General features: G+C 47.3%; 9 protein-coding genes. All 9 read left to right on the plus strand.

Annotation, left to right across the window (positions count from 1 at the left end):
* The first annotated feature begins 395 nt into the window (after positions 1-395).
* The 9 genes from OCV62_RS17725 to OCV62_RS17765 all read left to right on the plus strand — a co-directional run bounded on the left by OCV62_RS17725 (position 396) and on the right by OCV62_RS17765 (position 9780).
* Positions 396-2282 (plus strand): recombinase family protein, encoded by a 1887-nt coding sequence (locus OCV62_RS17725; protein WP_330667455.1) that lies wholly within the window; start codon positions 396-398, stop codon positions 2280-2282.
* Complete coding sequence (locus tag OCV62_RS17730; protein ID WP_002593326.1) at positions 2279-2623, plus strand: TnpV protein; 345 nt, start codon at positions 2279-2281, stop codon at positions 2621-2623. The genes OCV62_RS17725 and OCV62_RS17730 overlap by 4 nt, the downstream gene beginning before the upstream one ends.
* A gap of 215 nt (positions 2624-2838) precedes the next feature.
* A complete protein-coding gene (locus tag OCV62_RS17735; protein ID WP_262588316.1) occupies positions 2839-4803 on the plus strand; it encodes a DUF1430 domain-containing protein in 1965 nt (654 codons plus the stop codon).
* Positions 4800-5408 (plus strand): ATP-binding cassette domain-containing protein, encoded by a 609-nt coding sequence (locus tag OCV62_RS17740; protein ID WP_002593328.1) that lies wholly within the window; start codon positions 4800-4802, stop codon positions 5406-5408. Before OCV62_RS17735 ends, OCV62_RS17740 begins: the two co-directional genes overlap by 4 nt.
* 151 nt (positions 5409-5559) lie before the next feature.
* Complete coding sequence (locus OCV62_RS17745) at positions 5560-5745, plus strand: hypothetical protein (protein WP_009321372.1); 186 nt, start codon at positions 5560-5562, stop codon at positions 5743-5745.
* Positions 5746-5789: 44 nt separating this feature from the next.
* Positions 5790-6149, plus strand: a complete 360-nt coding sequence (locus tag OCV62_RS17750) for a DUF3847 domain-containing protein (RefSeq protein WP_003500140.1) — start codon at positions 5790-5792, stop codon at positions 6147-6149.
* Complete coding sequence (gene mobQ, locus OCV62_RS17755) at positions 6115-7611, plus strand: MobQ family relaxase (RefSeq protein WP_262588319.1); 1497 nt, start codon at positions 6115-6117, stop codon at positions 7609-7611. The genes OCV62_RS17750 and mobQ overlap by 35 nt, the downstream gene beginning before the upstream one ends.
* Entirely contained in the window at positions 7608-9479 is a 1872-nt protein-coding gene (locus tag OCV62_RS17760) for an AAA family ATPase (protein WP_262588321.1), read from the plus strand. Before mobQ ends, OCV62_RS17760 begins: the two co-directional genes overlap by 4 nt.
* Before the next feature lie 142 nt (positions 9480-9621).
* Positions 9622-9780 carry a transposon-encoded TnpW family protein gene (locus OCV62_RS17765; protein WP_002596227.1) on the plus strand — a complete coding sequence of 53 codons (159 nt, stop codon included), beginning with the start codon at positions 9622-9624 and terminating at the stop codon, positions 9778-9780.
* The last annotated feature ends 173 nt before the right edge of the window (positions 9781-9953 follow it).

Consider the following 9953-nt stretch of genomic DNA (forward strand, 5'->3'; position numbering starts at 1 on the left):
GCCGGATGCGGTGAAAGTCGCACGTCCGGTGTGGAGTGGGGGAAAATCCGGCGATAACTTCAAAGGATTACCTATCACTATAGGCGGAAACATTGCTGTATTGCGCATTGATCGGATATATCCACTATGAAGCTCCGGTGGAGGAGCAAAACTTCTCCACCCTCATCGAGTTCATCAACGCCATGGAAGTCCGGGAGGATGACGAGGAGTTCAAAAATCCCGTAGACCTGATGTTTGATGCACTGGAATCGGAAAAGCCAAACCACTTCGCAGTGCGGCAGTATAAGAAATATAAGCTGGCAGCCGGTGTTGTATGCTCTAAAAGACTTCTTAATCAAGCGGTTGGGAAGTCTCTTAGAACACACAACCTAAAACCGAAGAAAGGAGCGCAAGTTATGAGAAAAAACGAGAAAATCACTGCTCTGTATGAACGATTGAGCCGTGATGACTTTGGCAAAGATGATGACCAGCAGCGTGAGAGCAATTCCATTTCCAATCAAAAGGCTATGTTGGAGGAGTTCGCCGCACGGCAGGGGTTTACGAACATTGTCCATTTCACGGACGATGGCATTAGTGGTACTTGCTTTGACCGTCCCGGATTTTTGGCAATGATGAAAGAAGTGGAAGCCGGGAATGTGGAGTACCTGTGTATCAAGGACATGAGCCGCATGGGTCGTGACTATCTGAAAGTCGGTCAGATTATGGAAATTCTGCGTCAGCGTGGCGTTCGCCTTATCGCCATCAATGACGGCGTGGACAGCGCCAGAGGGGACGATGATTTTACCCCTTTCCGCAACATTATGAACGAATACTACGCCAGAGACACCAGCCGTAAAATCCGTTCCACTTTTCAATCCAAAGGCAAGTCCGGCAAGCACCTCACAGGCACGGTTATTTACGGCTATCTCTGGAACGAAGCCAGAGACCAATGGTTGGTTGACCCCGAAGCCGCCGAAGTGGTAAAGCGTATCTTTTCCATGACGATTGACGGCTACGGTCCGTATCAGATCGCCAGCAAGCTGAAAGAAGAAAAAATCCTCATTCCGTCCGCTTACCTTGCCCGGCACGGCGAGGGTGTGAATAAAAACAAGACTTTCAAAGATGTGTACGGCTGGGGTTCTTCCACCATCTGCAACATTCTTGAAAAGCGTGAATATCTGGGACACACCATCAACTTCAAGACCCGAAAGCACTTCAAGGACAAGAAAAGCCATTATGTCCCGGAGGACGAATGGACGATTTTCGAGAATACCCATGAAGCTATCATTGACCAGCAGACCTTTGACCTTGTGCAGAAAATCCGTGGAAATGTCAGACGCTACCCGGACGGCTGGGGCGAAGCAGCTCCCCTCACGGGCTTGCTCTATTGCGCCGATTGCGGCGGCAAGATGTATGTCCACCGCACCAACAACGGCAAGCGTATTTCTCAATATACCTGTTCCCAATACAGCAAAGTCCCAGTTGGAAAGCTCTGCACGACACAGCACCGTATCAATGAAGATGTGGTTCTGTCCCTTGTTTCCGAAATGCTCAAAGCTATTGCCGAGTATGCCAAGCATGACCGAGCCGAGTTTGTCCGTGTGGTGCAGGAAGCGCAGTCCAGCCAGCAGACCACAGAGGTCAGGAAACAGCGGACACGCCTTGCCACCGCAAAGCAGAGAGTTTCCGAGCTGGAAGTCCTGCTCTGCAAAATCTATGAGGACAACATTTTAGGCAAGCTGTCCGACAGCAGATACGCCACTCTGGACGCTCAATACGAAAAGGAACAGTCCGAGCTTACCGCCGAAATCTCTGCTCTGGAAAAAGCTATCAAGAGCTATGAAAAACACGAAAAGGACGCTGACCGTTTTATCGCTCTGATTGACAAATATGAGAACTTCGACAAGCTGACCATTGCCATGCTCAACGAGTTTATCGAGAAAATCCTTGTGCATGAGCGTGACCGCAAGGGCAGTATACAGACCACACAGGAGGTCGAGATTTACTTCAATTTTGTCGGTCGATTTGTTCCCCCGGCGTTTGGAGAAGTGGAGCTGACCCCAGAGGAATTAGAGGAAATCCGCAAACGTGAGGAACGCAAGGACAGGCTTCATCAGAACTACTTGAAGCGGAAAGCCAGCGGAGCGCAGAAGCGATACGAGGACAAAATCAAGAAGCGGAAAAAGGCAGAAATCGAAGCCAAGAAAGCCGCCATTCGTGCGGAGGACATTGCAAAGGGCGTGTTCGTCCCTGTCAGCAGTTTACCGCAGAGAGAGCCGATGAAAGGAGTACAAACAGCATGAATATCACTTACACACAGAACGGCGATTATCTTATCCCAAACATCATTATCCGCAAGACCAAGCCCCTCGGACACTACGGCAGACTTCGCAAGGCGTATCTGGAAATGCACCGTCCGATACTGTTCAATGAGCTGGTGCTATCCGACAAGCTCTTTGAGCATTGCGCCGAGATTGACGAAACAGCACGAAACCGCATGGAGCTGATCGTGCGGTCACTGGCAGAGCAAAACGGCGTGACCGAGCAACTGAAAGCCGAAAACCAAATGGAATGGGTGCGGCAGATGAACGCTTGCAAGGCACAGGCAGAGGAGATTGTGAAAGTGGAATTGATTTATGATTGAGCGAGGAAGTCCGGGCAGAAAACTGTTCGGACTTTTCTCATGTAGTCCAAAGTTGCGGTAGAATTGTTCACGAGTTTTATGGTACAATTTATGCGAATAAAGAAAACGGAAAATTAGAATCTAACAAGAGAATGTGGTTGTATGAAAAAATCCATATTAGTATTTTGGGCAATCGTGTGTCTGTTACCTATTCAAAGGAGGTTTAAGAATTTTAAATGAAACATATAAGAAATATATTGCTGTTGATTACGATTATTTTTGCTTTTGTTATGCAAGCTGAAGTATATCAAAATATGCTCTGGAACTTTAATGGTGCTTATTATTTATCGTCCAGATACACAACTACTAATGACAATATGGATTCATTTTTAGCCAATGCAGAAGATACAGCTGAGAAGCATGGTGTTCATATTTTTTCGACTTTTAATCAGAGAGTTTCTAATTATCAGACAAGACTTTATATTTATGGTGATGATACCGTTGTTCGGGATAGTCTTAAAAGCACAATGGATATTGAGGAAAAAACATATACGGCTTTGATAGGCGGAATCACCGTAATAGAATTTGAAGATTTTAGAGAAGCAAAAAACACAGGCAATGGACAGGAAATAATGGTCAGCTATATCGGTGACGATGATGACATTATTGCCACATATCAAGATTTGGCAAAAGAATATTCTATATCGCAGCCAGAGTTTTGGCAATCAACCGAAACTGATATGATGTTCATTGTTTGGGGCCTGGTTGCCATATTGATGATTGTACTTAATATGATTGAGGTGATACGCAGACAAAAGGAAGTAGTTGTACGAGCTTCTCTGGGCGAAAATGCTGCTGTGATTGCTCTAAAAGCTGTAGTGGCTGATATGATTTCATATGCTGCATTATTCGTCTTAGCAAAGTTGCTTGTTTCTCAATTTATATCGGGAGCGTATGAAGATCATCTCATTTTGGCAGTGTATTGTGCCGGAGCAGTTCTTTCCGTAATTCCTTATGCTGCTTTTGTCCGCTTTGATGTAAAAAAAGCCTTTGCCAATGCTTCAGATAAAAAAGGTATGTTTTATCTTCTGAACGGTCTTAAAGTATTTGCTACTGCTATGACGATTTTTACAATAACTACAAATCTCAGTAGCATTCAAGGTAATTTACTTACAAACACTACTCTTTTAGAAAATCATTATAATGATTACTATTTTGGAGTTATGCAAATTGAACCTCCTTTTGAAGAAAATGAGGAGGAATCCAAAGAGAGCGAATTTTGGAATGACCTTTACGAAAATGAATACAACACTATAAATCCGGTGGTCTGCATAGGCAGCCGGATAAGCGATACGGATAATTATATTTTTGTAAATCATAATGCCAGAGATATGCTGCAAGGGTTTTCTGATATGCTTACTGAAGATGATGAAAAAGAGGATATCGTGGTCTTCGTGCCAAAGGGAAAAAATGCGGAATCATACAAAGATATCGCAAAAGAGGAAATTGACTCTCTTACCCAAAATGCAGAAGAACTGCGTGTTGTTTATAAAGAATATTCTGGCAGAGAGCAATTTTATTATCTCAATTCGAACAGAGAAGAGGCTATTGACGGATTGTCAAGAGCAACAAATCCGATTGTTATTTATCAGGCAAATGAGGCTGTTGCTTTGAATGGAAGTTATATCGAAACAGGAACATATAATGGTGAGGTGATCTACGGATGCGATGAAAGCACAATTCGTAATGCTGCGAAAAAATATGCAGAACAGCTTGGTCCACACTATTTTATGCTGACGAATGTCGGGGAGGATTATACTTATAGTCATAGTTTCCTCGTGAAACTGATTGGCTTTATAAGCTCTCTTTGCGTATTAGTATTGCTGTTAGATATCGCTATCATCATATCTGAAGTGAAAATGGAATTTAGACTTAATGCGATGGAAATCTCCCTCAAAAAGGTTTTGGGCTATCGCTTTTATGAAAGGCACAAAAGATTTATTTCCGTTAATCTCTTAGAAAATATAGCCGTTGTGATATTGATTTGCATTGTTTCGCTTTTTATATCTAACGCAAGTGTCGGGATTGCTTTACTGGTTGGAGCATTGCTCACCATTATTGAAATGGCAATCATTTTCACAAATGTTATGTGGGTTGAAAAAACAAATATCTCAAAGTCCTTGAAAGGTGGATGTTTATGATTATAATTCGTGGCTTAAATAAAGCATTTGGAGAGAAAATAATTTTCTCCAACTTTAATTTGGAAATTCCGGATGGAAGTTTTGTAGTAATCAGCGGGGATAGCGGCAGTGGAAAAAGCACTTTGCTCAATATGATTGGTGGTATCGAAAAGCCGGATAGCGGCAGTATCATAATCGAAGGGCTGAATATTACCCGGCTTAAAAATAAAAACAGTTTTTTTGCGGATACAGTGGGGTTTCTTTTTCAGAATTTTGCACTGCTTGAAAATAAGACAGTTAAAGAAAATTTAAGTTTGATTAAAAAATCAAGCCGAACTAAAGTATCACTTAAAGAAGCTCTTAATCGTGTGGGGTTATCAAAGGAAGTTAACAAAAAAGTTTATCAGCTTTCCGGTGGTGAACAACAGAGAGTTGCTTTAGCTCGTCTTATGATGAAAAAATGTTCTGTTGTTTTGGCAGATGAACCTACTGGCTCACTTGACAAGAAAAATAGAGATATTGTTATGAGGTTATTGCACGAACTCAATGAAGAAGGTAAAACGGTTATCATTGTTACCCACGATCAGGGTATTATTGAAGATGAACCTTATGTTGTGAAAATCTGAGAGTACCTCTTAGAAATGTCTTGATCTACATTTTATGTAATTTGGGTCAGAAGAAAATCCCTTTAGGAACTAAAGGGCGCACTTCTATACTCTCCTATCGAGAGTAGTGCGTCCTGCGGAGCTTCATTCCCGGTCAGCAGAAGAAAACTGCATGACCGAGAATGTTGCGTCACTTCGTTCCGTCAAGGTGGCTACACCCCCTTGCGCCGCTAATGCGGCTATCCCCTGTGGACTTGCCGTCCGCAAACAGCATAAAATGCTGTTCGCCGCCAGCAAGTTTGAAAAACTGAATACCGAAAAACTGACCGTTGACTGGTCGCACTATGCGAAAAGTTGACGGTCTTTTTTTATCCCCAAAATCAAAAAAGGAGGTCAATCCCAATGACAAAACCGAAAACCCTCGACCAGCTCCGAGCCGAAAAGGAACGAGCTGAGACGCAGCTTGCACAGGAACAGCACAAGCTGGAGCGTCTGGAGAACAGAAAGAAGTATCTGGAGAAAGGCGAACGCACCAAGCGCACCCACCGCCTTTGCAATCTGGGCGGCACGATTGAGAGCCTTGCCCCGGAGGTCAAAGATCTCACACGCACCGAAATGACAGAGCTGATGGAACACATCTTTTCCCTGTCCGAAGTCCAGCGAGCCGTCCGTCACATGGCGATTACCCATATCAGCCAAGCAAACAGAGAAAAGGAGTTGAAAGCCGATGGCACTATTTCATCTGAGCGTCACGCAGACTAAGCGAAGCGCAGGACAGTCCGCTATTGCTTCTGCCGCCTACCGTGCCGGGGAGCGATTGTATAGCGAGTATTACGGCGAATACAGCGACTACACCCGCAAGGGCGGCGTGATCTGCTCCGACATTCTCCTGCCGTCCCATGCACCGCCAGAATACGCAGACCGCCAGACCCTATGGAACGCCGTGGAAAAAGCCGAGCGTGGAAAGAACGCCCAGCTTGCATACAGCTTTGACATTGCCTTGCAGAATGAATTTTCCCTTGAGGAAAACATCGCTCTTGCAAGGCAATTTTTGTTGGAGAACTTTGTGAGCCGGGGCATGGTGGTTGACTTCGCCGTACACCAGCCAGACCGTGAGGACGGCGGCATACCCAATCCACATTTTCATGTGCTTTGCCCCATTCGTCCCATCGAGCAGAACGGCAAATGGGGACTAAAGCAACGCCGGGTGTACGAACTGGACGAGGACGGCAACCGTATCCGAGACGCAGACGGAAAGTTTGTGTTCAACGCCGTTCCCACTACCGACTGGGGCAGTCCCGAAACGCTGGAACATTGGCGTGAAGCATGGGCGGAGATGTGCAATGCCAAGTTTGCGGAAAAAGGTATTGATGTTCGTATCGACCACCGCAGCTATGAACGGCAAGGCGTGGATTTACTTCCCACTATCCATGAAGGCGCAACCGTCCGGGCAATGGAGAAGAAAGGCATACGCACCGAAAAGGGCGAGTTCAACCGCTGGATCAAGGCAACCAATGCCGTTATCCGGGACATCAAGAAGAAAATCGCTCTCCTGTTCGATTGGATTGCCGAAGCAAAAGCGGAGCTTTCCAAGCCGCAGGCACCAAACCTTGTTTCTCTGCTGAACGCCTATTACACCAGCCGCAACGCCGGGGCATATTCGCAGAAAGGCAAGGTCAGCAACCTAAAGGAGATGAACGAGACTTTCAATTATCTCCGGGCAAACGGCATTTACACTCTTGAAGATTTGGAACACCGTGTCAGCGAACACAGTGCTGCCACAGAGAGCTTGAAGAAAACGCTGGACGAACAGACCGCCCGAATGAAAGCAATTAAGCAGCTCTATGACAGCTCCGCTGCTTTCCAGAGCTTGAAGCCTGTCTATGACGGCTTGCAGAAAATCAAGTTTGAGAAGCCCAGAGCCAAGTACAAGGCAGAGCATGAAGCGGAACTGAAACAGTTCTACGCCGCCAGACGAAAGCTGACCGGGGAGTTCCCAGACGGCAAGGTGGATATGAAAAAGCTGTCCGACGAGTATGACGAGCTGGAACAGGCGCACGAAACCACCTATGGCGAGTTTAAGACCGTCAGAGACGATTTACACCGTCTTTGGAAGGTCAAGTCATGTGTAGATACTGCCGCCCGATTTAACGAGCGTACAGAGGAACAAATGCACCAAAATCGACCCCAAACACGACAGAAAAAGGAGGAACTATCCCGATGAATTACACCCAAGCACAGATTGACCGGGCGAACGCCGTCAGTCTGGAAGATTTTCTCCGCACACAGGGAGAGACACTTATCAAAAGCGGACGGGAATACCGCTGGAAAGAACATGACAGCCTGACCGTCCGGGGAAACAAATGGTTTCGCCACAGCCAGAGCAAGGGCGGCTATCCCATTGATTTTGTCATGGAGTTTTACGGAAAATCCTTTCCCGAAGCTGTCCAGCTCTTAACCGGCGAAAGCGGCGAGGGGCAGAGCGAAGCCAGCACAGCACCACCCACAGCGTTTCACTTGCCCTTGCACAACAGAACAGCAGACAGAGCAATTCAATATCTTTGCGAAAGCCGAGGTCTCAACAAAACGCTTGTTGAGGATTTTCTTCTTTCCGGGGATATTTACGAGGACGCAAAGCGGCACAATGTTGTGTTTGTCGGCAGAGACCGAAGCGGTACGCCGAGATACGCCCATGTGCGAGGAACGGCAGACCCATTCAGACAGGACATTGCCGGGTCTGACAAGTCCTATCCGTTCCGCTATGAGGGAAACGGCAACCAGCTCTTTGTCTTTGAAGCACCGATAGACCTGTTATCGTTCATCTGCCTTTATCCGCAGGACTGGCAAAGCCGAAGCTATCTTGCGCTGGGCGGTGTTTCGGGCAAAGCCCTTGACCGTTTTCTTTCTGAACGCAAGGACACCCGAAAAGTATTCCTCTGCCTTGACAGCGACACCGCAGGAAGTGAAGCCTGCTCCCGACTGGCGCAGGACATTCCCAGCGAGATCGCCGTCATTCGCCTTGTCCCGGCAAGGAAAGACTGGAACGATGTTCTCCGTCAGCAAGGGGACATTCCCAGCCGCAAATTCATAGCCGAGACAATCACGCTGCGAGAGCTGCCCACCGCCCAGCCTGTCCCCATGCTCCGTATGGCAGATGTGGAGCTGACGAGCGTGGATTGGCTATGGTTTCCGTATATCCCCTTTGGAAAGCTGACGATCATACAGGGCAACCCCGGCGAGGGCAAGACCTACTTTGCCATGCGTCTTGCGGCGGCTTGCACCAACCGAAAGCCCTTGCCCGGTATGGAAACCCTTGAGCCTTTCAATATCATCTATCAGACCGCAGAGGACGGTTTGGGCGATACCGTCAAGCCCCGGCTGATGGAAGCGGACGCAGACCTTGAACGAGTGCTTGTCATTGACGATAGAGACACGCCGCTGACCCTTGCCGATGAGCGCATAGCAAGGGCAATCCGAGAGAACAACGCAAGGCTGGTTATCATTGACCCGGTGCAGGCGTTTCTGGGCGCAGATGTGGACATGAACCGGGCAAATGAAGTCCGTCCCATCTTCCGCAGTCTGGGAGACATTGCACAGGCTACCGGGTGCGCTATCGTGCTGATAGGACACCTCAACAAAGCCGCAGGAACACAAAGCACTTACAGGGGCTTAGGGTCTATCGACATTACGGCGGCTGTCCGCAGTCTACTGTTTATTGGAAAGCTGAAAGACAGTCCCACAACGAGGGTGCTTATCCATGAGAAAAGCTCCCTTGCGCCGCCCGGACAGTCCCTTGCCTTTTCTCTGGGAGACGAGAAAGGCTTTGAATGGATAGGGGCTTATGACATTACCGCCGACGAGCTTCTTGCCGGGACAGACACCGCCAAGACCGAGAGCAAGACCGCACAGGCGCAAATGCTCATTTTGGAACTGCTTGCAGATGGAAAGCGTATGCCGAGTGCAGAGCTGGAAAAGACGGTCAATGAGCGTGGGATTTCCTCACGCACCATGAGAACGGCAAAGAGCCGTATCGGGGACAGACTTGTGACCGAGAAAGACGGTACGGCATGGGTCTGCTATCTCCGCAACTGACAACAGGAACACGGCAAGCGTGGCAAAGACGGCAAGGTTTTTATAGATACCTTAATATTGCCGCCTTGCCTTGTTCCCTCATACCGACACCGCCCGATGATGAACAGTCACCGGGCATTTTTCATTTACAGGAGGATTTTGAATGAACAATACCGCAACCAACACCGCCACTTGCCCTACTGTCAGAAAGCAGATTGGCAAGACCACCTATATCGTCCGTGTGCATTTCAGCGAGACCGCCAAGGAGACAATGGAGGACAAAATCAAGCGTATGCTTCGTGAGGAAGTCCGCAAAATGTGACTTCTTTGTGAATTTGATGAAAAAGTCCTTGACAATTTGTCTCTGGCAAAACCGCTAAGTCGATTTTGATTTCCTGCGGTGCGCGTCTTGCCGTATTTGATATTGCGGAGCTGCGCGAGGTTACATCCTACGATGAGTTGGAACTGGATACGCTGGGAGACAGAAAAACGGCT

It is taken from the genome of Gallintestinimicrobium propionicum, assembly GCF_025567525.1.
GTDB lineage: Bacteria > Bacillota > Clostridia > Lachnospirales > Lachnospiraceae > Gallintestinimicrobium > Gallintestinimicrobium propionicum.

Coding starts and splice junctions, on each gene's coding strand:
- OCV62_RS17725 (WP_330667455.1), top strand. CDS start 396: ATGAGAAAAAACGAGAAAATCACTGCTCTGTATGAACGATTGAGCCGT.
- OCV62_RS17730 (WP_002593326.1), top strand. CDS start 2,279: ATGAATATCACTTACACACAGAACGGCGATTATCTTATCCCAAACATC.
- OCV62_RS17765 (WP_002596227.1), top strand. CDS start 9,622: ATGAACAATACCGCAACCAACACCGCCACTTGCCCTACTGTCAGAAAG.
- OCV62_RS17760 (WP_262588321.1), top strand. CDS start 7,608: ATGAATTACACCCAAGCACAGATTGACCGGGCGAACGCCGTCAGTCTG.
- OCV62_RS17740 (WP_002593328.1), top strand. CDS start 4,800: ATGATTATAATTCGTGGCTTAAATAAAGCATTTGGAGAGAAAATAATT.
- OCV62_RS17735 (WP_262588316.1), top strand. CDS start 2,839: ATGAAACATATAAGAAATATATTGCTGTTGATTACGATTATTTTTGCT.
- OCV62_RS17750 (WP_003500140.1), top strand. CDS start 5,790: ATGACAAAACCGAAAACCCTCGACCAGCTCCGAGCCGAAAAGGAACGA.
- OCV62_RS17745 (WP_009321372.1), top strand. CDS start 5,560: ATGACCGAGAATGTTGCGTCACTTCGTTCCGTCAAGGTGGCTACACCC.
- mobQ (WP_262588319.1), top strand. CDS start 6,115: ATGGCACTATTTCATCTGAGCGTCACGCAGACTAAGCGAAGCGCAGGA.